Below are 23465 nucleotides of genomic sequence, written 5' to 3'. Positions count from 1 at the left end.
CGAATCAGACGGCGAACGCGCCGTCGAACACGATCCGGTCGTCGAGCGCGAGCGTGCCGCGCGCGAAGATCAGGTCGAGATGGTGGCTGCCGTTTTCGCCGCCACCGAGCCCGAGGTGCAGGCCTGGATGACGTTCCTCGAACCCCGCATTGCGGCCGTACAGCCCGCGAATGCCGAGGTTCGTGCCGATGCCGAATTCCTCGATCCGCCGGTGATTCGGATGCCGGTCGAGATAGGCCGAGAAATCGCGCCGGAAGCCCGTGTCGTCGGTATCGAAACCGACGATCGTGCTGTTCTCGACCTGCAGCGTCGCGAGCCGTTCGGCCACCTTGTACTTGATCGCGAACGGCACGGTGCCGAGGAACGTGCCGCTGAAGACGATCGTGCCGTTGAGATCGGTCACGTGCGTCGCGATCTCGCCGGGCACGACGTCGAGGTTGCCCATTCCGTCCACGCTCGTCCATTTCTGGTCCGGCGCGAGCGAGCCCGCCAGCGTGTTCCCGGCTTCGTCGATGAAACGGATCTGCGATGCGCGCGCGGCCGCGTCGATCAGCCGGCCGTTGCGTGCCGCGATGTCGTCGAGCGATTCGGCGAACGCCTCGTCGAGATGCGGGCCGTAATCCTTGAACAGCACCGACTTGCTCCAGTGCTCGACGATCGCCGGGCGGATCGCGGCGAGGAACGGCGGCCCGCTCGGCGACGGTGTCGGCAGGCACGACGAGTCGTACAGCAGCACGAACAGGTCGGCTTCATCGAGTGCGGCGGTGATATCGGCGGGCGGGGTGCTTTCGAGGCAGAGGGTCGTGGCGTCGAGTGAATCGGGCAGGGCGGCAAATGCGCGCAACGCGATGTCGCGGTTGCGGGTGTCGTGACCGACCAGCAGTTTTCCCGATTCGCCGCGCGCCAGTTTGTCGCGCAGCGCGGGGTGGAAGCCGAGTGCGCGGTGCAGGTTCAGCATGCGTGTCTCCGGAAGCGGCGGAAGGGCCGCGGCCCTTCCGCGAGAACGGGTGGCCCGCTCAGACCGGCCAGAGCGCGGTGCCGAACGGCACCACGGCGTCCTCGACCATCATGTCGACGGCCTCGGGGTGCGTGTCTTCCTGCATCCAGTCAAGCAATTCGATCTGCTGGGTGTCCTGCATGTCAATTCTCCTGTGGTGAACATGAGTGTTTCAACATGAAAGCGCGGCTAAAAAGTTGCCACTCCTCATCAGGCATTTCGTGAATGCCGGATGAGTGGCGTTGATATTAGTCTGACGAATTTGCGAATGCAATGCGTTGCAAGGATTTTAGCGTCGGCATGCTAAACAACGCGGGATGACGACACACGTGCGGTAAAAGGCGGGTAAAGAGAGCGACGGATTCAATGTCATTTTTTCAATGAAATGAATCGGAATCGATGTATCGTATTCGGCGAATTTTTATCGGAGTTTAGATAGCCTCGATCATGGCGACCGGCGTCGTGCGCGGCAGCGATGCATACGAAGGCATCGCCGGTCGGCGCGGGCGTGTCGGCGGCCCGATGCCGAGTCAGCCGAGCAGCGCCTTGCCGAGCGGTTTGGCCGGCTCGGAGCGGAGCACCAGCGACGTCGTGACCGCGCCGAACCGGGCAATCGCGTCAATGATGGTTTCCAGTTGTCCCGGTGTCGGCACGAGTACCTTCAGCAAGAAGCAATCCTCGCCGGTCATCCGGTGAACCTCGATGACGTGCGGCATCTCGGCGAATGCGCGTAGCGCGGGCTTGATGTGTTCGTGCGTCGTCTTCAGCCGGATGATGGCCATCATCCCCAACCCCAGCGCCGCCGGGTCGATTCGCGCGCCGTAGCCGGCGATGATGCCGCGTTCTTCCAGCCGCTTGACGCGCTCCGACGTCGCCGGCTGCGACAGCCCGATGCGCCGGCCCACCTCGGACAGCGGCATCCGCGCGTTTTCCTGTAGTGCCTCGAGGATCGAAAGATCCAGGCGATCGAGCTCTCCATTCGACATGTCGGTTCTCCCGCTCCGTTAATTCATCGGCATATTGTCTCAATAACCGATGACTTGCCATTCCCGGCCGGTTTCCGGCGGACGAGACTGAGCGCTCGCCTGTTCATGGAGACGGAGATGGAGATGGACCAAACGATCGTGATCGTGCCGGGGATCGGCAACTCGGGACCGGATCATTGGCAGAGCCACTGGGAGGCCGCGATTCCGGGCGCGATCCGCATGGCGCCCGCGTCATGGGATGCCCCCGACCTGCGTGACTGGATGGCGGCGCTGGATGAGGCCGTCGCGCAAGCCGCGGCGCCGCCGGTGTTGATCTGCCATTCGCTGGGGTGCCTGCTGTTCGCGCACTGGCGCGCGGCGTCGGCGCGTGTCGTGCGCGGCGCCTGGCTCGTTGCGGTGCCCGATCCGGGCGGCCCGCGTTTTCCGGCCGCGGCGCGTGCGTTCGCGAACGTGCCGGGCGGCGATTTCGGCGGTTTGCCGGTGCTGGCGATCGCCAGTTCGGACGACGGGTACGACCCGTCCGGGCGCGGTATCGCATGGGCGAGCGCACGTGGCGCGACGCCGCTGCGGCTCGGCCCGCGCGGCCACCTGAATGCGGAAGCGGGATTGGCGCAGTGGCCGGAGGGGCGTGCGTTGCTGACGGCCTTCGTGGCCGGATTGCCGCGCTAGCGCCGGCAAGCGGCTGCCGTCCTTCCGCGCGTGCTCGCCCTTGACGGCTCAAGTATGATCGGTCGACAGAATCGGAAGCCTCGACGGACAGTCGGGACCGGCGCGTGCAAAACGCCGGTTCCGTCGCGTCGACTCCCCCGGCTTCGAACGACAAAGGAGACACGCGATGCGCGCAGCGCCGCAACCGGAGCCTGCCGGCCCGTCGCAGCCGGACACCGGCGCGACTCGCCATACCCCCGAACGTGACCCCGATCGCATGGCCGCGTGGCGGCTCGCGATCGGCCTGTCGCTCGGCAGCGCGATCGCGCTCGGCCTCGCGCGCTTTTCGTATGCGCTGCTGCTGCCGCCGATGAAGGCCGATCTCGGCTGGACCTTCGCGCAAGCGGGCGCGCTGAACACGGCGAACGCGGCCGGCTACCTGATCGGTGCGCTCGCGTTTCCGTTGCTGTCGCGACGCTGGCGCGCGGGCACGCTGCTCGCGGCCGGGTGCGTGCTGACCGCGTTGCTGATGGCCGCGTGCGGGCTCACGTCCGGCATGCACGCGCTGCTCGTGCAGCGGCTCGCGACCGGCGTCGGCAGTGCGCTGATCTTCATCAGCGGCGGCGTGCTGGCCGCGCGGCTCGCGTCGGCATCGCCGCGCGATGCGGGCCTGCTGCTCGGCCTCTACTACGGCGGCACCGGATGGGGCATCGTCGCTTCGTCGCTGCTCGTGCCGGCGACGCTCGCGCAGGGTGTACACGGCTGGCAGCCCGCGTGGTTCGCGCTCGCGTTCGCGTGCGTGCTGTTCTCGGCAGTGGCCGTGTCGGCCGCGCGCCGCATCGAGCGCGTGCATGCGGCACCCGCCGCGCCGCGCGACGGTGTGGTGCCGGCGGCGACCGCGAGCCCCGTGCGATTCGCCCTCGCGCTGGCCGGTTACGGCCTGTTCGGCGTCGGCTACATCGGCTACATGACGTTCATCGTCGCGCTGCTGCGCGGCGCGGGAATGAGCGGCACGGTGGTCGCCGCGTTCTACGTGATGCTCGGCGTCGCGACCGTCGTCTCGGCACGGCTGTGGTCGGGGCTGCTCGACCGGATGCGCGGCGGCCAGGCGCTGGCCGTGCTCAATGCGCTGCTCGGCATCGCGACGCTGATGCCGGCGATGTTCGTGCATCCGGTTGCCGCGTTCGCGTCGGGCGTGCTGTTCGGCGCGACGTTCCTGTCGGCCGTCGCGTCGACGACGGCCTTCGTGCGCCACAACCTGCCGCCCGACGGCTGGGCAAAAGGGATCAGCGCGTTCACGACGGTCTTCGCATTCGGGCAGATCGCCGGGCCGGTCGCGATCGGCTGGGTGTCGGACAGCGCGGGGCTCGCGCGCGGGCTCGTGTATTCGGCGCTGACGCTGTTCGCGGGTGCCGCGCTCGCGGCCGGGCAGCGCGCGTTGCGGGCCGCCGCATAGTCACGCGCGATTCACCGCACGCACGCCGTGCGCGATACGCGATGAAACGCACGGCCGAAGTAGATCAGGCTGTCGCCGTCGTCGCGCACGCGGATCGATGTCGCCTCGATGAACATCACCGAATGCGAGCCGACTTCCTTCATGTCGGCGATCGTGCCCTGCAGGCTCGCGAGCGCGTCGCGCAGCACGGGCACGTCCTGCTCGCCGCGATCCCACACGGGCAGTTCGAAACGCCGGTCCATCGGCAGCTCGGTGAGCCCCGCGAAGTGCCGCGCGAGCTGTTCGTGTTCGGCCGGCAGCACGTTGATGCAGACGTGGCGATTGCGTTCGAACGTCGCATGCATCGCGCTCGACCGGTTGAGGCACACGAGCAGCGTCGGCGGCGTGTCGGTGACGGAGCACACGGCGCTCGCGGTGATCCCGCAGCGGCCGTGCGGCCCGGCGGTGGTGATCACGTTGACGGCCGCGCCGAGGTGGGCCATCGCTTGCCGGAAGGCCTTCTGCGCGTCGGTCGGCTCGACGCGTGCCGGTCGCTGGATATCGGTCGTGGAAGACATGGGTGCTCCTGGTTGGACGAGAGCGGCGATCGTGCGGCGCTGCGGGTGCAGCGCCTGATCGCCGACGATGACCCAAGCGTACGTCGCGAAAAGGCGGACGACCATTCGCACGATTGACGATGGAGATGGCGTTCTCGCCAACGCGTCTAAAGGTTCTACCTAGGTACGCGGCGCGACGCGCGAAAAAAAACCGGGAATGTGCGTTCGTGCGGCCCGTGAAGGGGTTTTCAGCGGGTTTTCGGCTCGTTATGATGTGCCGCGCATCCCCAGCGAACGACGTGCGCGACGCGCCGGCAACCGGCCCCGTAGGCGGCGCGTGCGATACCCATACCGATATTCAGCGAGACCCCCGCGATGACGTCACCCGCACCGATCGTATACATCGTCGACGACGACAGCGGCATGCGGACGTCGCTCGCCTGGCTGCTCGAATCGGTCGGGATCGCGTCCGAGGGGTTCGCGAACGCCGCGGATTTTCTCGCGCGCTTCGACGTGAACCTGCCCGCGTGCCTGGTGCTCGACGTGCGGATGCCGGAGAAGAGCGGCTTCGACGTGCAGGCCGAACTGAACGCGCGGGGCGCGACGCTGCCGGTGATCTTCGTCAGCGGGCACGGCGATATTCCGATGTCCGTGCGCGCGCTGCAGAACGGCGCGATCGATTTCGTCGAGAAGCCGTACAACTCGCAGCAGATGCTCGAGCGCGTGCAGCGCGCGCTGCGGCTCGCGCAGCAGCGGCACGCGGTGAGCCAGCGCCACCGCGAGCTGCGCCAGCGGCTCGATGCGCTGACCGCGCGCGAGAAGGAAGTGCTGCGCGGCGTGGTGGACGGCAAGGGCAGCAAGCAGATCGCGTCGGATCTGTCGATCAGCGTGAAGACCGTCGACGTGCATCGCGCGAGCATCAAGGAGAAGCTCGGCGCGACGTCGATCGCCGCGCTCGTGCGGGACGTGATGGTCGTGTGGGGCGACGACGGGGAGCCGTCGCGATAGGGGGGCGGGCACGCGGACGTTCGCCTGCACGCACTTGTCTCACACGAGTCCCGCGCACGGCACCGGTCGAGAGCGCACAAGCGATGCAGCCCACCGCTCAGCGCATGTACAACCCGCCGTTGATGTCCCAGCACGCGCCGTTCGCGAAGTGCGCGTCGCCCGACGCGAGCAGCACGGCCGCATCCGCCACGAAACCGGCCGACCCGAGCTTGCCGCCCGGCAGGCTCGCGAGCACCTGGCGCAGTTTCTCCGGCGCGACGCTTTCATGCACGATCGGCAAATCGAGCGGGCCCGGCGAGATCGCGTTGACAGTCACGCCCCGCGCGGCGAGATCGCGTGCGAACACCTTGGTCAGCGTCAGCGTGCCGCCCTTCGCGGCCGCGTAGTGCGCGCCCGTTGCCGAGCCGCCGTTCTGGCCGGCGAGCGATGCGATGTTGACGATGCGGCCCGCACCACGTTCCGCGAAATACTGGCCGAACACCTGGCAGCCGAACAGCACGCTGCGCAGGTTCACGTCGATCACCTGGTCGAACTGCTCGGCCGTGATCTCCATCGCGGGCACGACCTTCGATGCGCCCGCGTTGTTCACGAGCACGTCGATCGTGCCCCAGCGCGCGACGAGCGCATCGCGCGCCGCTTCGAAATCGCGTTTCGACGTGACGTCGAGCGGCAGCGCGATCGCGCGTTCGCCGTCCGGGTCGAGTTCGCGCGCATGCGCATGAATGGCGTCGGCGGCGATGTCGGCCAGCGCGACGCGATAGCCGGCCGCATGGAAGCGGTCGGCGATGACGGCGCCGAGCCCGCGTGCGGCGCCGGTAACGAGGACGACTCGGTCTGACATGGTGCGTGATTCCCTGGTTCGCGGGTGCGTGAACGGTGAAGCCGCGCCCGCATCGTGGTTCATGCGGCGAGGGCCGCTTCGAAGTGTGCCGCGATCGCGCAGACCTGCTCGTCCGCGCCCTTGCGCCCGACGATCTGCAGGCCCGCCTTCAGCGGCGAACCGGCCAGCGGCAGCGGCAGGCTGAGCGCCGGATGGCCGCTCAGGTTGAACGGCCGGATCAGCGACGACATCGCGATCACCGATACACCGTCGCGCGCCTGCTGCAGCGTGATCGGCAGCGCGGGCAGCGTCGGCAGCACGAGCACGTCCGCGAGTTCGAGCGCGGCGTCGACCTGCGCGGTGAAGCGTGCGCGTACGGCTTCGGCTTCCGCGAGAGCGGCGGGTGTCGTCGTCGCGGCGGTGCGCAGCCGCGCATCGAGATCGGCGCCGAGATTGCCGGTGTCGACCAGATGGCCGAACGCGCGCGACGTTTCCGCGTTGATCACGGTGAGCCCTGCCGCGAATGAAGCCGGCATTTCGTCGAGCACGAGCGCGTGCGAACGCAGGCCCGACGCGCGCACGGCCGCGTCGAGCGCGGCGGCGATCGCCGGATCTGCTTCGACGCGGATCTGCGCGATCGTGCAGCCCGCCACGGAGGCCGCCGCTTGCGCCCGATCGAAGCCCGGCGCGATCGCGGCCATCACCGCGGCCAGCGTGCGGATATCGCGTGCGAACGGCCCGACGCAATCGAGCGTGGTATCGGCCGGCGCGACGCCGCGCCGCGACACGCGGCCGAACGTCGGCTTCAGCCCGGCCACGCCGCAGCAGGCGGCCGGCCCGCGAATCGAGCCGCCGGTGTCGGTGCCGAGCGCCGCATCGACCGTGCCGAGCCCGACGAGCGAAGCGGAACCGCTCGACGAGCCGCCCGGGATGCGCGCCGCATCCTGCGGATTGACGGGCGTACCCGTGTAGTCGTTGATGCCGGTCATGCCGAACGCGAGCTCGTGCATGTTCGCCTTGCCGGCGATCTGCCAGCCCGCATCGAGCAGCAAGCGGACGACGTCCGCATGTTGCGCGGCCGGCGGAGCATCGGCGAGCGCGCGGCTCGCCGCGCGGGTCGGATGGCCCGCGATGTCGATCGTGTCCTTGATCGCGATCGTGGGGCCCGGGCCGCCGAGCGTGAAGGTGTCGATGAAGCCTGTCATGGTCGATATCGTGCGGAAGCGGTGGAAAGCATCAGGGCCGTGGCGCGGCGGCGAGCGGCCACGGGCCGTCGAGCACGCGTTCGGTGCGAAAGTGCCGGATCAGCCAGGTCGCCCCGTCGCCGGCCGGCATGAAATCGACGGTCAGCCGCGCGGCGATCAGCTCGGCCGTGCCGTTCGCGTAGCGCGACGCCTGCAGCATGATCCAGCGGCCGCGCGCGCTCGTGTTGCCGGCGCCGATCTCGATCGACTCCGACGTCAGGAAGTGCAGGTTCGCCGAGAAATGCGGATCGGGCGGCAGGTAGCGGCCCAGCATCGCGACGATCGCGGCCGTGCCTTCGAGGCGGCCGAACTTCTGCGCGTATTGAGGGCCGATGCCTTCCCACACGGCGTCGGGTGTGAACAGCCCGGCGAGCCGCGGGCCGTCGCCGGCATCCTCGGGCACGTCGCACAGCGCCATGTAGCGCGTGATCGTCGCGCGCACCGCGCGCTCGGCGTCGAGCGCCGCCACGCGCTGCGCGAGTGCGTCGATCAGGCCGGGGGACGAGCTGCGAGACAGGTCGGTCATCGCGCGCCTCACGACGCGGGTTTCGCGGCCGGCGGCACGGTCAGCGCGCGGCCGACCCGCGCTTCGATCTTGCCGTAGCGCCACAGGTTGTATTCGCCGACCGGCGTCGTGCGATACAGGTTGCACACGGCGACCGTCGTGTCGAAATCGGCGACGTCGGCCATGATGTAGAAGGTCCACGGCGCGCCGTCGGCCTGGCCGACCACGAGGCGGTCGTCGTCCATCACGCCGAGCACGCGCACGCCGGGCATCGCCTCGACGGCGGCGAGCATCGCGCCGTACGCCTGCCACACTTCGCCGATCTTCTCGCGCGGCAGGTCGAAGAAGTTCTGCGACACGCCGCAGCAGAACAGGACACGCAGCGGCAGCGGATTCGAATCGGACATCTCGGGTTCTCCAGGGGAAACGGTTGGGCGCATGCGCCGGCCGGTAGCGGTGCTTCGGCATCGGCGCCATGCGCGTTCGGGAAACAGCGCGGCCCAGGCGCGGGTTGCGCGGGTTACAGGTAGCCGGGAAACGGCGTGACGCCGGTGAACACCGCGCCCGCGCCGTCGAAGTTGCCTTCCGCGAGAAACGCGTGCTGCGTGACGACCATCGCGTCGCGCAGCAGCCGCTGAAGCGGATGCGTGCGATAGATCGCCGCCGTGCCGCCGAGGCGGTACGCGCGTTCGACGACGCTCGCGCCTTCGCGTGCGATATGCGTGGCCGCGAGCCGCAGCAAGCTGACCTGGTCGGGCGTCACGGGATTGCCCGCGAGGATCGATTGCCACACCGTGTCGGTTGCGTCGTAGAAGAACGCGCGTGCCGAGCGCAGCTGCGCTTCGGCCTTCGCGAGCTCGATGCGGAAATACGCGCGATCGGCGAGGCGCGGCGCGCCGGTCGTCGTCTGCCGGCCGCCCGACATGCGGTTCGCGACGTCGAGCGCCGCGCGCGCGAGGCCGAGATTGACGACGGCCAGCACCTGCGCCGCATACGCGACGGTCGGGTAGCGGTACAGCGGCTCGTCGACGGTCGGCTCGCCGCCGCGCACGAAGGTCCACGCTTCGGGCACGAAGCGGTCGTCGACGCGCAGGTCATGGCTGCCGGTGCCCTGCATGCCGACCACGCTCCAGTTCTCGACGATCTCGACATCGGCCGCGCGGAACACGGCCGTGCGCGGCTTGTTCGGCGCGGCGTCCTGCGCGCCGGGCACGGCGATGCCGACGCCGAGCCAGTCGGCACCCTTGCAGCCGCTCGCGAATTTCCACGTGCCGTTCACGCGCCAGCCGCCCGGCGCGGCCTGCGCCGGCTGCACCGGGAACAGGCCGCCTGCGAACACCTGGTCGGGGCCGCTCGCGTACAGCTCGGCCTGGGTCTCGAGCGGCAGCGCGGCGAGATAGACGTTCGCGGAGCCGAAGCTCGCGACCCATGCGGCCGAACCGTCGGCGGTCGCGATCCGTTCGATCATGTCGAGGAAGGCGGTCGGCGCGAGCGCGTCGCCGCCGAAGCGGCGCGGCGTGCCCGCCCGATAGATGCCGGCCTGCCTGAACAGCGCGATCACGTCGCGCGGCACGTGCGACAGGCGATCGAATTCGTCGCGGCGCGCGGCGACGGTTTCGATCACGGCGTCGAGCGGCGACAAACGCGCGGCCGCGGTGCCTGCCACGGGCTGGGAGGACGGCGCGGGTTCGATGGCGAGGGCGGCTTGCGGCATGGTTGTCTCCTGGACGGATAGGGGTTCGGATGCGGGGCGGCATGCGTGCTGTCTCGGGTGGCAACACGACGATGCAATCAGTCTAGAAACGCCGAAAACACGCAGCAATTGGTGCGTTGGGCCGCGCGACTGGTGAGGTTCCGTGCCGGCCTAAAGAAATCTTCAGATGCGATCGGCGCGCGCCGGTGCTATGTTGGCTTTCCGGCCGCGCGACGCCGCGCGCCTTCATCCGAAGCCGATCATGAGTTTCCCTGACGAAGACGATTTCCACCGGCTGCTCGACGCGCTGACCACCTGCGTGCTGCTGCACGACGCGCAGACGAAGGCGATCGTGTGGGCGAACCGCGCCGCGTGCATCGCGCTCGGTTTTTCCGTCGAGGAACTGCTGCCGCTGAAGGCGCCGGACATGACGCGTCCCGAGCCGAAATACCAGCGCGAGATCGCCGTGAGCGCATGGGATCGCGCGCTCGTCGACGGGCCGCAGGTGTACGAATGGTGCTACCGGTCGCGCACGGGCGTCGACATGCTGTCCGAGGCGACCGCCACCTACGTGCCGCTGCGCGGGCGCGACGTCGTGATGGTGCAGTTCCGCGACATCAGCGCCGAAGAGGCGGTGCGGCAGCAGTTGCGCCGCTACGAGGCGCGGCTGCGCGAATTCATGCAGGATCTCGACGAAGGTATCGCGGTCGTCACGCCGCGCGGCGGCGTGCAGTTCATCAGCGAGTCGGGCCGCCGCGTGCTCGGGCTCGCGCCCGACGAAGCGCTCGGCGAGGTGCTCGACTACTGCTCCGAGGCCGATCGCGACCGGCTCGTCGCGCAATTGCACGATGCGCCGTCCGCGTGCCCGTCGGCGCCGCAGCGCTACCGGATCGTGCGGCGCGACGGCGCGCCGTGCTGGCTGCGCATCCTGTGCCGGCAGGTCGAGATCGAGGGCGATCTCGACGGGCTGCTCGTGCAGTTCCGCGACGTGAGCGACGAGGTCGCGATCGAGGACGCGCGCCGCGCCGAAGCGCGCATGCTCGAACACGCGGGCCGCTACAACGCGATGGGCGAGATGGCGAGCGTGATCGCGCACGAGCTGAGCCAGCCGCTCGCGGCCGTGCGCAATTTCATCGAAGGGGCGGTGCAGCGGCTGAACGGGCGCGGCGCGATCGACGACGCGATCTGGGGGCTGCGCAGTGCGGACCGCCAGGCCGAGCATGCGGCGCTGATCATCAAGAGCGTGCGCGAATTCATCGTGAAGCGCGAGCCGGTCGTCGCGCTCGCCGACCTGCGCGACATCCTCGCGGACGTCGCGTATTTCATCGAGCTGCGTGCGAAGGATGCCGGCGTGACGGTCGCGATCGTGCAGGCCGATGCGCCGCTGCCGATCCGTTGCGAGCGCGTGCTGATCGGGCAGGTGATCCTGAATCTCGCGTTCAATGCGATCGAGGCGTTCGCCGGTTGCGAGCGCGTGCCGCGCATGCTGACGCTCGGCACCGCGAACGTGGCCGGGCACGCCGAGCTGCGCGCGATCGACAACGGCCCGGGCATCGCGGCCGGCGCGCACTGCCGGTTGTTCGACGGCTTCTCGTCGTCGAAGGCCGGCGGCAACGGGATCGGATTGTCGCTGTGCAAGAGCATCGTGACGCGCCACGGCGGCCTGATCGGCGCGAGCCCGGCCGAGGGCGGCGGGCTCGACTGCCGCGTGACGCTGCCGCTCGCCGACGGGTGAGCGCAACCGCGTCGGTGTGTCGCGGCGAGGCGGCGACGCGCGATGCATGGTCAGCGCCCCAGCGCCCGCGCGGTCTGGCCGCCGATGCCGAAGTCCGTGTTCGGAATGTCCTTGATGATCACGCGCGTCGCCTGCAGCGGCGCGTCGAGCACGTTCGCGCCCACGTCGGACAGCGCGGCGATCAGCGCGCGTTTCTGTTCGTCGGTGCGGCCGGCGATCAGGATCGCGACGATTACCGGCAGCGACGGCGGCGCGCCGTCCGCGGCGCTGCGCCCGCCGAGGCCGATATGTGTCGCGGGCAGTTCGGTGAGCAGCACGCGCACGGATTCGATGGGTGCGCCGATCGCGTCGACGGTCGCGATGCTGAGCCGTGCGATCAGTTCGGCCTTGCGCGCGTCGTCGTGGCTGGCCGGCAGGAAAACTTCGAGTGTGGGCATGGTCGTCCGGAAAGGTGAAGGTGACTGGCTCACCGTTGCGCGGGCGACGGCGAACCGGTGGCCGTTCAAAGGTGAAGGTGACCGGCTCACCTTTGTGTGGGCGACGGCGAGCCGGCAGCCGCTCACAGGTGAAGGTGCCCGGCTCACCATTGCGTCGGCGACGGCGAACCGGCCACGGCTCACAGCAGGAAGCCGATCGCGCTGAGCGCTTCGGTCGAGTCGATCAGGCGCACGACCTTTTCGGCAATCCGCATCTCGCCTTCGGCATCGACGTGCAGCTTGTGCGTGACGTCGGCCGCGAACAGCGTCGCGACGCCGCGCTTGTACGCGACGACGACCTGCGCCGATTTCAGCTCGACGGTGCCGGCGCTGCCGCTTTCCAGCGTGAAGCGCGACACGGTGCGCACCGTGCGCGCGGCGTCGGCGGCCGACGCCGAGTAGCCGGACACCATCCGCTGCACGCGCTTCTCGCGCATGTCCTGGTCGTCGAATACGTAGTTCAGCGTCGCGGCGAAATCGGTCGTGTCGGGATCGATCGGCACCACGTAATGGCCGGCCGGATCCCACAGGTCGAGCCATGCGCGATAGTCGCGGCGGTCGAGCATCTCGGCTTCGCGCCACACGAATTGGACCGCGCGGGCGAAGGTCTGCTCGGAAAAGAGGGCGTTGCGGTCGTCCATCATTGCTGCTCCATCATCTTGCGCCATTGCTGGTAGGCCTCGCGCATGCCGGTTTCGTCGGTCGCATGGGCGGTCTTTTCGCCGTTCGCGGCGGTCGTCTCGCGGTTCAGCCCGCGATTCACGAGGATCGGCACGTCGGGGCCCGCGTGCGCGCCGCGCTGCACGCGCTCCCACGCTTCCGCGTCGTCGGGGCTCCCGAAGCCGAACGGGCCCTGGAAGTGCTCGTGAATGCGTAGCCGTTCGCGGTTCGCTTCGTCGGGGCCGCCGTCCATCGCGAGCGCGACGTGGCGGATCTCGGTTTCGTTCGCCGCGATCGGCCGCAGCACGCGGAAGAACGCCATCGACAGCGCGAGGTTCGGGAACAGGTTCAGGTTGAAGCCGACCCCCATCAGCGAGCGCACGATGCGGCGCACTTCGTCCGGCGAGTGGCGCTCGGCGAGCTTCGCCGCGAGCGGCGCGAAGCGCTCGGGCAGCGGCGCGCCGTCGTCTTCGTCGAGATCGATCAGCTCGGGCATCAGCACCGCGAGGCTGTGGCCGTTGCCGAGCCCGCGACAGAACGCGTCCTCGCTCGTCATGAAGCTCGTGATCGCGGCGGCCGTCTCGTCGTCGATCGACTTCATCCACGACTTGTGCACGACCGGGAAGTGATAGAGGTCGGTCGTGTTCTCGAGCTGGATCTTCCAGTTGCCCTTGAACTTGAACTTGTGCTCGCCGTTCGCCTTGATCGGGTAGCCGGCGCCCTGTTTCATGAACAGGTCGATCCACGGCTTTGCGCCGCCGAGGAAATCCTCGAGCGGCTCGATCGTGTCGTTGAAGCTCGCGAAGACCAGCCCCTGGTACACGCCGACGCGCAGCTTCACGAGCGGCAGGTCGCCTTTCTCGCACACGCCTTCGTAGCCGTCGCCGTAGGGCAGCGCGCGCAGCGTGCCGTCGAGCGCGTACGACCAGCTGTGATACGGGCACGTGAAGCCCTTTGCGTTGCCCTTGTGCGATTCGCAGACGGTCGCGCCGCGATGACGGCAGCGGTTCTGCAGCACGTTGATCTCGCCGGTCTTGTCGCGCACGACGATCACCGGCTGGCGGCCGATCGTCGTCGTGATGAAGTCGCCCGGGTTCGGCAGCTCGCTCTCGTGTGCGACCCAGATCCAGGTGCGGTAGAAGATGCGCTCGAGCTCGGCTTCGAACAACGCGGGATCGTGATACATCGCCGGTGCGATGCGGTCGGGTTGCGCGAGGCCGTGCAACGCGCTGGTGTCGATCGTCTGGTAGGGAATGTCGCTCATCGTTGTCGTGGGGAAAGAGTCGCGAAATCGGGCCGCGCAACGCACGGTATCGAGCACCCAGTCTCGTCTTCTGCTACATATCCGTCAAATTGATCTAAAATTAGCAACTCAATAAATACGGCAAATGATGGAGGTTACGATGACGTCGGTTGATCATCTCGATCTGAACCTGTTGCGCGTATTCCAGGCGATCGTCGAGGAACGCAGCCTGACGAAGGCCGGCGAGCGGCTCGCGTTGTCGCAGCCGGCCGTCAGCTATTCGCTCGGCCGACTGCGCACGCTGTTCGACGATCCGCTGTTCGTGCGTACGCGCTCGGGCATGCAGCCGACGCCGGTCGCGCTCGAACTCGCGGGCATCGTCGGCAAGGCGCTCGACATGGTGCGCGTCGCGCTGCGCTACGCGGAGCGCTTCGATCCGGGCACGAGCACGCGTACGTTCCGGCTGTCGCTGTCGGATGCGGGGGAGATGGCGTACTTGCCCGCGATCTGCCAGGCGCTGCGCGAGCGCGCGCCGCGCGTGACGCTGAGCGTGCAGCCGCTGCCGGTGGAGGAGATCGAGGAAGCGCTGCGCGCGAGCCGGCTCGATTTCGCGATCGGCAACCTGCCGGAGCTGATGCCGCGCACGCGTCACCAGCTGCTGTTCGAGGAAACCTACGTGTGCATGACGGGCCGCCGGCGCGGGTTGCCGAGCGGCGGCGCGCTGAGCCTCGAGCAATTCGTGCGCGCCGCGCACGTCAACGTGAAATCGGTCGAGCACAGCCACCACGCGCTCGACGACGCATTGCGCGCGCAGGGCGTGGGCCGCAACATCGCGCTCGAGGTGCCGCACTTCGTCGCGCTGCCGAGCGTGCTGTCGGTCACGGATCTGTACGCGACGCTGCCGAAGCGGCTCGCGCAGATCCTGAACCGCGACAACGCGTTCCGCCTGTACGACCTGCCCGTCACGCTGCCGCCCGCGCCGGTGACGATGCACTGGCACGAGCACTTTCACGAGGACGAGGGCAACGCGTGGATGCGTGCGCTGCTTGCCGAGATCGTCGAGCGGTTCGACGACGCGTGACGGCCGGGGTGTGCGCGGCCGCTTCCGCGTGAGCGTGTCAGAGATCGAGGACGAGCACCGCCGAGCGCGCGCGACACGCAGCAGCAGATCACCGTGTTGCTCGCGCGTTCGGCCTTGCTGAGGCGGTACTCTAGTCGACCTGCCTGTTGGCGCAATTTGGCGCTACACCGAAGCCCATCCGATCGATCCGTTCATCGCACAACGCTTGGAGAAAGGGTGGAGGGTGCCGGGCCTCGCCGCGAAGTTGCAAGCGTCGCAGCAATGGCATGGCGAGCGCGCCGTTCAGGTGCGAGTTCGTGGCGCCGGCTGGTACGGCAATCGGTACAAGATGAAGCTTTGATCCATCGCGAGTACTCTGACCCGAAGCCGTCCGTCCGGACACTCCTGCTAAAGTATGGGCTTCGAAGTGCTGGGCCTAACGTTGAGAGAGCAACGTTATGTCCTGCGAAGCCGATACGGAGAACAGGATTCATGGCTTCAGTGACTATTGATCTGGGTTCTGGAAAGCGCGCTACGCTGACGCGCACGGCAGGTTCGGCCGGTGCAGTTCCTTCGGCTAGCCAACGCAGCGATATGTCCGATTTGATGTTGCACTGGCCGAAATACACAGGGCTGACCGCGAACGCGCTGACGTACCTTCGCCAACTTGGCCTAGACGCGTTCCAAGGCACGCCGCTCGATGCGCTCAAGGCAGCCATCGAAGATGGGCGCGTGGCGGCACAGATCGAACGACAGGCGGTTGGTGGTGGAGGCTCGGCTGGAGGTTCTCCCACAACCCCGCCATTCCCAAAAGCCAACAGGTTCGCCAGCGTGCCGGAAATGGCCGCGCTACCGGTCGACAAGCCCTTGCCTAGTTGGGCGACACCCAGCGATGTGTCTGCGGGCGAACTCATGAGCTATCTACAAAGTGTTGTTGCTGGCAGCGGTGCAGGTGGTGCGGCCGCGCTTGCGGGCGGCGCGGGCTTCGCTGATTCGACTTCGCTCAGCGAGGTATCTCCATTCGATTATTCGCCAGATGTCTTGGGAGACGCGGTTCAAGTCGCGGGCATCGACCGAGGCGATATGATGGCCTGCGACATCATCAAGGCCGAGTGCAAAGGCTCGGTGTTGCGCGAGTTCCCCGGACAGTATCTGAATTCGACGCTCAACGAGATTCAAGGCGATGCGAGCGATGGCATCAAAGAGGCGCGTAAGGCGCTCAAGTTGCTCAACGATAACCGTTTCAAGAAATAGGTGCCCGACATGACCACAAGCACATTGTTCGATCTGCTCGACCAGCTCGACTCCGCTAAGATTCACTACACCCTGAGCCGCAATCGCCCGGATACGGTGCTGGTTTCGGTCACGGTGGTCGGGATGCGGGTAGAGGTGGACGTGTTCCGAGACGGGCACACCGAGGTCTGCATCTTTCGCGGCACGGAGGAGCCCACGGACGATGCCAATGCACTTGAGCAGATCATCGAAGCGAATCGGGATTGACCGCTGAACGCCGCGCCCGGGGCATCGCGCAGATAAGCCGGGCGATACGGACGAACGGATTAACCGACCGTGAAGACTGACGTGATACGCGGGGAGGGGCTGCTGCGGCCGGGCTGGCCTGAGAGACTCACGGTCAATTCCGTATGATTGTCCGTACACGTTTCGTATCAAACAGTCATATTGGCCGTAAGTCATTGTAGGGCGCGTCAGAGATCGAGGACGAGCACCGCCGAGCGCGCGCGCGATACGCAGCAGCAGATCACCGTGTTGCTCGCGCGCTCGGCCTTGCTCAGGCAGTGATCGCGATGATCGGGTTCGCCGTCGATGACGGGCACCATGCAGGTGCCGCATACGCCTTCGCCGCATGATGTATCGACTTCGACGCCGATCCGCGCGAGCGCGTCGACGATCGACGTGTCGGGCGTGACGCGCACCGATTGCCCGCTGCGCTGCAGCCGGACTTCGAAGCCTTCCGCCTGAGCGGCATCCGCGGTGGTGACGGCTGAGGACGGTTCCGCCGCGAAGCGTTCGAGATGAATCGCATCTCCCGGGATGCGCGCGGCCGCGGCTGCGACAACGGCATCCATGAACGGCCCGGGGCCGCACGTATAGACATGCGCTTTCAGATCGATCGACGCGATGCAGCGGCCGAGTTCGATCGCGAGCGCATCAGGCTCGACGCCGTAGTGGAACGTCACGTGCGACGCGAACGGCTCGGCCGACAGTTCGTCGACGAAGGCCGCGTGCTCGCGGCTGCGCGCGAAGTAATGCAACCGGTAGCGCGCGCCGCGCCGGTGCAGCGCATACGCCATCGACAGCAGCGGCGTGATGCCGATACCGGCCGCGATCAGCACGTGCTCGCTCGCGTCATCCGTCAGACGAAACAGGTTGCGCGGCGTACCGATCGACAGCTCGGCGCCAACCTGCACATCGTCGTGCAGCGAACGCGAGCCGCCGCGCGACTGCGCTTCCTTCTTCACCGCGAACAGGTAGCTGCCGCGCTCGTCGGGGTTGCCGCACAGCGAGTATTGCCGCGTGACGCCGGACGGTGCGGTGACGTCGATATGGGCGCCGGGTTCGTACGCGTCGAACGGCTGGCCGTCGACGCGCGAAACCCGGAAACAGCGGATGTCCTGCGCCGCGTCGATCAGCGCGTCGATCCGGACCTGATGGCGGTTCGCTTGCATGGGAAATTCCGTGGGGTACGAGGAAAGCGGCGCGGCAGACACCGCGCCGTCATGCGATCGAGAATAGGGACGGGCATCGCATAAATCAAATCGATTAAAAAGCGATGCCTGAATCAGTGGGATGGATGATGGGCAACGACGGAGCGCGCCCGTTATTCAGCGCGCGGCGATTGCGTTGCCGGCCTCGGCCGCCTGCGGTGCCGCTGCCGACGCATGGCCGCGCTCGCGATCGAGGCTGCGGCGATAGTGCCGGCAGCCGGCGGCGAGCAGCAACGCGGCGAGCGTGGCCGCCGCGACGTTGACGATCGACATCGAATGGCCGACCGCCGCCGGCGCGCCGAACACGCGATCGGTGAACAGCGCGACGACGGTCGTGCCGATCCCGAGCGCGATCAGGTTCGACACGAGCAGGAACAGCGCGGAGATCTGCGCGCGCATCTGGTTCGGCGCGAGCGTCTGCATCGCGGCGGTCGACGTCGGCATCGGGAACGACGCGAAGAACATCGCGACGACGAGCATCGCGAGCGAAGCGGGCAGCGAGTCGAGTTGCGTGAACAGCGTCGCGGGGATCACCATGCATGCGGCGCCGATCGCGCCGGCACGCATCGGCGCATCGCCGCGGCCGCGGCGCAGCAGCCAGTCGTTGAGCCAGCCGCCGCAGAACACGCCGGCCGTGTTCGCGACCAGCAGCACGATGCCGAGCGTGTAGCCGGCTTCGACGGCCGTCATCCCGAAGCGGCGGATATAGAACGCGGGCGTCCAGCTCAGCAGGCAGTACAGGGTCATCGCGTAGAACGAGAAGCCGAGGTAGTGGCACGCGAAGGTCGCGCGATGCGTGCCGACGAAGCGCAGCGAATCGCGCATCGACACGCGCCGCACGGCGCCCGAGCGATCCTGCGCGAGCCCCTTGCGCTGCGGGTCGCGCACGGTCGCCGCGAACAGCAGCGCGACCAGCAGTCCCGGCAGCCCGACGATCAGGAACGTGACCTGCCACGCATGCACCTGCCCGACCACCGGCAGCGTGAACGCGCTCGCATGCTTGAGCAGCGCGATCACGTAACCGCCGATCAGGAACGCGACGCCGCCGCCGATGAACGAACCGAGCGAATACACGGCGATTGCGCGCCCGAGCTTCTCCTTCGGGAAGTAGTCGGCGAGCATCGAATACGCGCCGGGCGACAGCGCGGCCTCGCCGACGCCCACGCCCATGCGCGCGATGAACATCTGCACGAAATGCTGGCTGAGGCCGCACGCGGCGGTCGCGACGCTCCACAGCGCGATGCCGAGCGAGATGATCCGCGGGCGCGCGTAGCGATCGGCGAGATACGCGACCGGCAGCCCCATCACCGCATAGAACAGCGAGAACGCGAAGCCGTTGAGCAGGCTGAACTGCGTGTCGGACAGATGCAGGTCGCGCTTGATCGGCTCGATCATCAGCACGAGGACCTGGCGGTCGACGAACGAAAAGACGTACGCGAGCATGCAGATGACGACGACATACCATTCGTACGTATAGCGCTTGCCGTCGGCAGCGCGGGCCGTGGATGCGGACATGCGGATTCTCCAGGAGCGGGCGGTGGATAAGCGCGGCATCGGCCTCGCGGGCCGGGCGCCGTCGCGGCGCGAAAGCGTGCGGGGGGCACGTGTCGGAGACGCAGCGTAGTCGGCCAAATCCGGCCGCCATAGCCGGAGTGACAGCCGCGCCACACGGGCATCTACCGACCCGGATAAAGAAAACACCAGGGTTGCGCGCGCCGGCCGCCGCGCGGCGCGCTTGCAGCGGGGCGCGCGCGCATCATGCGGCGCATCTATAAGCGTTATAGAGCGCATTGCGTCGACGTCCGAAATTGTCGTTCCTAGACTCGGCCCGTTTTTGATCGGCTGCGTTGGCCCTTCGCGGCGAACGCGCTTCACACCAGCCGGCGCGATACCGACAGGCGCCGGAACCTCTACGGGACGACGACGATGAATCAACCGAACAGGCGGGCCGACCGGCTTGCCGTACCGCTTGCCGCGCTGCTGGCCTGCGCGGCGCTGCCCGCATTCGCGCAATCGAGCGTGACGCTCTACGGCCGCGTCGACACCGCGATCGAATACGCGAACGCCGGGCCGAACCACGTGACGCGCATGGGCAGCGGCAACCTGTTCGCTTCGCAGTGGGGGCTGAAGGGCGTCGAGGATCTCGGCGGCGGCTACGCGACGATCTTCAAGCTGGAGGACGGCTTCAACGCGGCCAGCGGCGCGCTGTCGAACAGCAGCGCGCTGTTCGGCCGCGAAGCATGGGTCGGCATCACGGGGCCGTTCGGCGGCGTGCAGTTCGGCGAGCTTTACACGATCCTGCACACGACGCTCGTCACGTACAGCCTGCCCGGACTCGGCGCGGGGCTCGCGTGGGGCAACGCGACGAACAACTTCGTCGGGCCCGCGTTCCTGCGCGTGCGCAACTCGATGCGCTATACGTCGCCGCGCTACGCGGGCTTCATGCTGCGCGCGATGGCCGCGCGCGGCACCAATGGCGCGGCCGGGCAGCCGGCGACGCTCGGCGATACGTACGGCGCGGGGCTCAACTACGTGCGCGGTGGCCTGTCGGTCGACATCGACTACATGCAGCAGAAGTTCAGCCCGGTGGCCGCGGCCGCGCTCGGCGACACGAGCCCGGCCGCGAACGGCAACTACACGCTCGGCGCGATTTCGTACGACTTCAATGTCGTGAAGGTCGCCGCGCTGTACCTGCGCCATCGCGGCGGCCCCGACGTCGCGACCGCGATCGACAGCCAGAGCGCATATCCGCACAGCGACATCATGGAGCTGAGCGCGACGGTGCCGATCGGGCGTGCGTCGCTGCTGCTGAGCGTCGGCCATTACCGCAAGGTCGCGGACAGCGACGGCAACGCCGATTCGTACGGCATTCGTTTCGACTATCCGCTGTCGAAACGCACGGTGCTGTACACGGGCGCCGCGATGGTGCGCAACGGCGCGCACGCGCGCTTCGTCGTCAACGGCGCGGCGGGCGGCGGCGTCGCGGTCGCCAAGCCCGGTGCAACGGCGAGCTCGATCGTCGCGGGCATCCTTACGTCGTTCTGACCGGCGCGCGCCGCTGCCCGCTTGCGCCGTCCGAGCCCTTCGCGCCGTCATGCGCAGGCGGGCGGCTGCGGCGCGAGCCACGCGTCGAACGGCGCCAGCTCGCCGATGTGGAACAGCTCGAGCAGCAGCGCGCGCAACCAGCGATGGCCGGGGTCCGCGTCGAAGCGCCGGTGCCAGTACGCGTTGACGGCCCATTCGCCGGCACCGGCGATCTCGTACAAGGCGCACGGCTGCCGCGCCGCGAACGTGATCGCGATCGTCTCCGGCAGGATCAGCGCATAGTCGCCGTCGCGCAGCAGCGCGGGCACCACCATGAAATCGGGCAGCGCCGCGCGCACGCGCGGCATCAGCCCATGCCGTTCCAGCAGCTGCATCGATTGCGGATGCGACGTGACCGCGACGAAGCGCAATGTCTCGGGCGCCTCGCCATCGAGCACGTAATCGTCGGGCAGCGCGACGCGCTGCGCGGCGCGGCGCGGCATCAGCAGCACGCAGCGCTCGTGCAGCAGCGCGGTGCGCTGGAAGTGGCTCGACGCGTCGGCGAAATGCCCGAGCGCGAAGTCGATGCGCCCCGATTCGAGCGCGACGTTGAGCTGGCATTCGTCGACGTGCAGCGTCTCGATCACCGCGCCCGGCGCACGGCGGTCGAACGCGGCGAGCAGCGTCGGCAGGAACGCGCTCGCGGCGAAATCGCTCATGTGCAGGCGGAACACGCGCTGCGTACTGTCGGGCGTGAAGCGCGACCCTTCGTCGAGCACGTCCTGAAGGATCGCGAGCGCCTTGTCGACCGAGATCGCCAGCCGTTGCGCGCGCGGCGTCGGCTCGACGCCGGTGCCGGTGCGCACGAACAGCGCGTCGCGGAACATCAGCCGCAGCCGGCCGAGCGCATGGCTGACGGACGGCTGCGTGACGCCGAGCCGCAGCGCCGCGCGGCCGACATGCCGCTCCTCGTAGACCGCGCGAAACGTCTTCAGCAGGTTGAGGTCGAGATCCTGCACGCGCAGTTCCGACAGGTCGCTGTCGTGCGGCGCGGATTCCACGCGGGTCGGGGCCGCCGGGCGGCCGGTTGCGGTGTGCGTCATCGGGATTGCCTCGCGGTGACGGAAGGCGCATGGCCGTAACGCCGCGCATACGCCTTCGCGAAATGGCCGAAGCCATGGATGCCGTGCGCGATCAGCACGTCGGTCACGCTGCGCGTGTCGCCGCGTTGCAGCGCCGCGTGCACGGCCGCGAGCCGGCGCTCGCGCACGTAGGCGGCCGGCGTGGTGTGCAGGAACGCGCGAAACGCGTGCTGCAGCGTGCGGGGCGCGACGCCCGCGACGGCCGCCAGCGCGGCGAGTGCGAGCGGCTCGCCGAGGTGCGCGTCGACGTGATCGCACGCGCGGCGCACGTGCGCCGGCAACGGCGGCGTGCCGCGTGCGAGCGCGTCGCTGTACGAGTGCGGCAGGTGCGTGAGCAGCAGCGACATCATCCACGCGGTGAGATCGGCGCCGAAGAGGGGCGAGGCCGTGCCGATGCCCGGTTGTGCGCCGAGCTTGCACAGGTATTCGAAGGTCGGCAGCACGAGCGCGGCGCCCGTGCCGATGCCGCCGGCCGCGAGATCGAACTGCAGCGGCCGCGTGAGCGGTGCCCGCAGCATGTGCTGCAGCTTGCGTTCGAGCGCGCCGCGTTCGAGCCGCAGCACGAGGTTGCGGCAATCGGGGCTCGTGCTCAGGCGGCTGGCGAGCGCGGGCGACGATACGGTCAGCTCGCCCGGGCCGGCCCGCGCGACGACGCTGCCGGCCTGCAGTTCGCAGGCGCCGGCGAGCGTCAGCCTGAACAGGAAGTGACCGGCGTCGTCGCCGAAGTCGATGCGCGTTTCGCGGCCGTAGCAGAGTTCGAGCAGCGCGCCGTGATGCAGCGGCACTTCGTACAGCTCCGCATGAAACGGATCGCGGCCGCGCGCGGCCATCCGGTGCGGCCCGAGCCGGTGCGCGACCGCGCGTTCGACTTCGTCGGGGGCGTGCAGCGTGCCGAGCCGGTTTGGCGCATGGCGGGAAAGGGCGATATCCATTCACGGACCTCGTATCGGATGCAGGGGCGCGGTTTCGTGCGTGTCGCCCCGATTGCGTTGCGCGAACGGGCGTGCCGTTGCGCGTTTTGAAGCGACGCGGCGGGGGCGGACGCGTAGTCTCGGAAGCACTCATTCACCGGGAGAAGACGATGAAGGTATGTGTTCTGGGCGGCGGCCACGGCTGCCATGCGGCGGCCATCGACCTGTTCGAGAAGGGCCACGACGTGACGTGGTGGCGGCGCGACCGCGAGCCGCACGCGCGGCTGCGCGAGCTTGGCGTGCTGAACGTGACCGACTATCGTGGCAAGCGGACGGTGCCGCTCGGCGACGCGCCCGGCGCGATCCGCCTGAGCGGCGATCTCGCGGCCGCGTTGCGCGGCGCGCGGCTCGTCGTGGTGCCGCTGCCGGCCACCTCGCACGACGCGCTCGCCGCGCAGGTCGCGCCGCTGCTGGAGGACGGCCAGGTCGTGTTCCTGCCGCCCGGCACGTTCGGCAGCGTCGTGTTCGCGCGCGCGGCGGCCGATGCCGGCAACCGTTCGCGCGTCGCCTTCGCCGAGACGGGCACGCTGCCGTA

25 protein-coding genes are annotated in these 23465 nt (G+C 68.4%); 9 read left to right on the top strand and 16 right to left on the bottom strand.

Translation table 11 applies throughout. The features are described from left to right. Positions 1 to 4: 4 nt before the first annotated feature. The 3 genes from VK92_RS07280 to VK92_RS07270 all read right to left on the bottom strand — a co-directional run bounded on the left by VK92_RS07280 (position 5) and on the right by VK92_RS07270 (position 1983). Positions 5 to 958 (bottom strand): leucyl aminopeptidase (aminopeptidase T), encoded by a 954-nt coding sequence (locus VK92_RS07280; RefSeq protein WP_048020334.1) that lies wholly within the window; start codon positions 956 to 958, stop codon positions 5 to 7. Positions 959 to 1016: 58 nt separating this feature from the next. Continuing rightward, a complete protein-coding gene (locus VK92_RS43290) occupies positions 1017 to 1139 on the bottom strand; it encodes a hypothetical protein (RefSeq protein WP_006766865.1) in 123 nt (40 codons plus the stop codon). Positions 1140 to 1527: 388 nt separating this feature from the next. Beyond that, the gene (locus VK92_RS07270; protein WP_011356102.1) at positions 1528 to 1983 is read right to left on the bottom strand and encodes an Lrp/AsnC family transcriptional regulator; all 456 of its coding nucleotides are present in this window, start codon (positions 1981 to 1983) and stop codon (positions 1528 to 1530) included. A gap of 123 nt (positions 1984 to 2106) precedes the next feature. On the opposite strand from VK92_RS07270, the gene VK92_RS07265 reads away from it, so the two are divergent. Next, positions 2107 to 2652 (top strand): RBBP9/YdeN family alpha/beta hydrolase, encoded by a 546-nt coding sequence (locus tag VK92_RS07265; RefSeq protein ID WP_048020332.1) that lies wholly within the window; start codon positions 2107 to 2109, stop codon positions 2650 to 2652. Between the two features lie 166 nt (positions 2653 to 2818). Then, the gene (locus tag VK92_RS07260; RefSeq protein ID WP_048020330.1) at positions 2819 to 4087 is read left to right on the top strand and encodes a YbfB/YjiJ family MFS transporter; all 1269 of its coding nucleotides are present in this window, start codon (positions 2819 to 2821) and stop codon (positions 4085 to 4087) included. 11 nt (positions 4088 to 4098) lie between these two features. Here VK92_RS07260 and hpaC read toward each other — a convergent pair whose 3' ends face one another. After that, positions 4099 to 4644: a 4-hydroxyphenylacetate 3-monooxygenase, reductase component gene (hpaC, locus tag VK92_RS07255; protein ID WP_048020438.1), complete on the bottom strand. Its 546-nt coding sequence runs from the start codon at positions 4642 to 4644 to the stop codon at positions 4099 to 4101. A 354-nt stretch (positions 4645 to 4998) separates the two neighbouring features. Between hpaC and VK92_RS07250 the strand changes: the two genes are divergently transcribed. After that, positions 4999 to 5631, top strand: a complete 633-nt coding sequence (locus tag VK92_RS07250; protein ID WP_048020328.1) for a response regulator transcription factor — start codon at positions 4999 to 5001, stop codon at positions 5629 to 5631. A 97-nt stretch (positions 5632 to 5728) separates the two neighbouring features. Here VK92_RS07250 and VK92_RS07245 read toward each other — a convergent pair whose 3' ends face one another. The 5 genes from VK92_RS07245 to VK92_RS07225 form a co-directional block, all read right to left on the bottom strand. Continuing rightward, positions 5729 to 6472, bottom strand: a complete 744-nt coding sequence (locus tag VK92_RS07245) for an SDR family NAD(P)-dependent oxidoreductase (protein ID WP_048020326.1) — start codon at positions 6470 to 6472, stop codon at positions 5729 to 5731. A gap of 59 nt (positions 6473 to 6531) precedes the next feature. Next, positions 6532 to 7656: an amidase gene (locus VK92_RS07240; RefSeq protein WP_048020325.1), complete on the bottom strand. Its 1125-nt coding sequence runs from the start codon at positions 7654 to 7656 to the stop codon at positions 6532 to 6534. Between the two features lie 31 nt (positions 7657 to 7687). Further along, positions 7688 to 8221 carry a nuclear transport factor 2 family protein gene (locus VK92_RS07235; RefSeq protein ID WP_048020323.1) on the bottom strand — a complete coding sequence of 178 codons (534 nt, stop codon included), beginning with the start codon at positions 8219 to 8221 and terminating at the stop codon, positions 7688 to 7690. Positions 8222 to 8229: 8 nt separating this feature from the next. Then, on the bottom strand, positions 8230 to 8607 hold the full coding sequence (locus VK92_RS07230; RefSeq protein WP_021161073.1) for a hypothetical protein: 378 nt from the start codon (positions 8605 to 8607) through the stop codon (positions 8230 to 8232). 113 nt (positions 8608 to 8720) lie between these two features. After that, positions 8721 to 9914: an acyl-CoA dehydrogenase family protein gene (locus VK92_RS07225; protein ID WP_021161072.1), complete on the bottom strand. Its 1194-nt coding sequence runs from the start codon at positions 9912 to 9914 to the stop codon at positions 8721 to 8723. 166 nt (positions 9915 to 10080) lie between these two features. Here VK92_RS07225 and VK92_RS07220 point away from each other — a divergent pair, with 166 nt between their 5' ends. Beyond that, positions 10081 to 11628, top strand: coding sequence for an ATP-binding protein (locus VK92_RS07220; protein ID WP_048020321.1), 1548 nt, complete (start codon positions 10081 to 10083; stop codon positions 11626 to 11628). Between the two features lie 50 nt (positions 11629 to 11678). On the opposite strand, the gene VK92_RS07215 is transcribed toward VK92_RS07220, so the two are convergent. From VK92_RS07215 to VK92_RS07205, 3 genes are all read right to left on the bottom strand, one after another. Next, complete coding sequence (locus tag VK92_RS07215; protein WP_048020319.1) at positions 11679 to 12065, bottom strand: 2-hydroxymuconate tautomerase family protein; 387 nt, start codon at positions 12063 to 12065, stop codon at positions 11679 to 11681. Between the two features lie 179 nt (positions 12066 to 12244). Next, positions 12245 to 12748 (bottom strand): aromatic-ring-hydroxylating dioxygenase subunit beta, encoded by a 504-nt coding sequence (locus tag VK92_RS07210; protein ID WP_021161068.1) that lies wholly within the window; start codon positions 12746 to 12748, stop codon positions 12245 to 12247. Then, a complete protein-coding gene (locus VK92_RS07205; protein WP_048020316.1) occupies positions 12745 to 14028 on the bottom strand; it encodes an aromatic ring-hydroxylating oxygenase subunit alpha in 1284 nt (427 codons plus the stop codon). The genes VK92_RS07210 and VK92_RS07205 overlap by 4 nt, the downstream gene beginning before the upstream one ends. Positions 14029 to 14167: 139 nt before the next feature. Here VK92_RS07205 and VK92_RS07200 point away from each other — a divergent pair, with 139 nt between their 5' ends. The 3 genes from VK92_RS07200 to VK92_RS07190 all read left to right on the top strand — a co-directional run bounded on the left by VK92_RS07200 (position 14168) and on the right by VK92_RS07190 (position 16567). Further along, complete coding sequence (locus VK92_RS07200; protein ID WP_048020436.1) at positions 14168 to 15088, top strand: LysR family transcriptional regulator; 921 nt, start codon at positions 14168 to 14170, stop codon at positions 15086 to 15088. 471 nt (positions 15089 to 15559) lie between these two features. Next, entirely contained in the window at positions 15560 to 16321 is a 762-nt protein-coding gene (locus tag VK92_RS42380; RefSeq protein WP_048028744.1) for a hypothetical protein, read from the top strand. 9 nt (positions 16322 to 16330) lie between these two features. Then, the gene (locus VK92_RS07190) at positions 16331 to 16567 is read left to right on the top strand and encodes a hypothetical protein (protein WP_048020312.1); all 237 of its coding nucleotides are present in this window, start codon (positions 16331 to 16333) and stop codon (positions 16565 to 16567) included. Between the two features lie 206 nt (positions 16568 to 16773). Here VK92_RS07190 and VK92_RS07185 read toward each other — a convergent pair whose 3' ends face one another. Beyond that, entirely contained in the window at positions 16774 to 17754 is a 981-nt protein-coding gene (locus VK92_RS07185) for a PDR/VanB family oxidoreductase (RefSeq protein WP_048020310.1), read from the bottom strand. Between the two features lie 156 nt (positions 17755 to 17910). After that, positions 17911 to 19308 (bottom strand): spinster family MFS transporter, encoded by a 1398-nt coding sequence (locus VK92_RS07180; RefSeq protein ID WP_048020308.1) that lies wholly within the window; start codon positions 19306 to 19308, stop codon positions 17911 to 17913. 411 nt (positions 19309 to 19719) lie between these two features. Between VK92_RS07180 and VK92_RS07175 the strand changes: the two genes are divergently transcribed. Then, a complete protein-coding gene (locus tag VK92_RS07175; protein WP_021161058.1) occupies positions 19720 to 20838 on the top strand; it encodes a porin in 1119 nt (372 codons plus the stop codon). Between the two features lie 47 nt (positions 20839 to 20885). On the opposite strand, the gene VK92_RS07170 is transcribed toward VK92_RS07175, so the two are convergent. Beyond that, a complete protein-coding gene (locus VK92_RS07170) occupies positions 20886 to 21920 on the bottom strand; it encodes a LysR family transcriptional regulator (protein ID WP_048020304.1) in 1035 nt (344 codons plus the stop codon). Further along, the gene (locus tag VK92_RS07165) at positions 21917 to 22891 is read right to left on the bottom strand and encodes an AraC family transcriptional regulator (RefSeq protein WP_048020302.1); all 975 of its coding nucleotides are present in this window, start codon (positions 22889 to 22891) and stop codon (positions 21917 to 21919) included. Before VK92_RS07165 ends, VK92_RS07170 begins: the two co-directional genes overlap by 4 nt. A 149-nt stretch (positions 22892 to 23040) precedes the next feature. Here VK92_RS07165 and VK92_RS07160 point away from each other — a divergent pair. Then, on the top strand, positions 23041 to 23465 hold a 425-nt coding region (locus tag VK92_RS07160; RefSeq protein ID WP_048468166.1), incomplete at its 3' end, for a 2-dehydropantoate 2-reductase N-terminal domain-containing protein.

This window comes from Burkholderia sp. LK4, from assembly GCF_001043615.1.
GTDB classification, from domain to species: domain Bacteria; phylum Pseudomonadota; class Gammaproteobacteria; order Burkholderiales; family Burkholderiaceae; genus Burkholderia; species Burkholderia cepacia.
The sequence above is the reverse complement of the archived record's forward strand: the minus strand, read 5'-3'. Positions and strand labels throughout refer to the sequence as shown.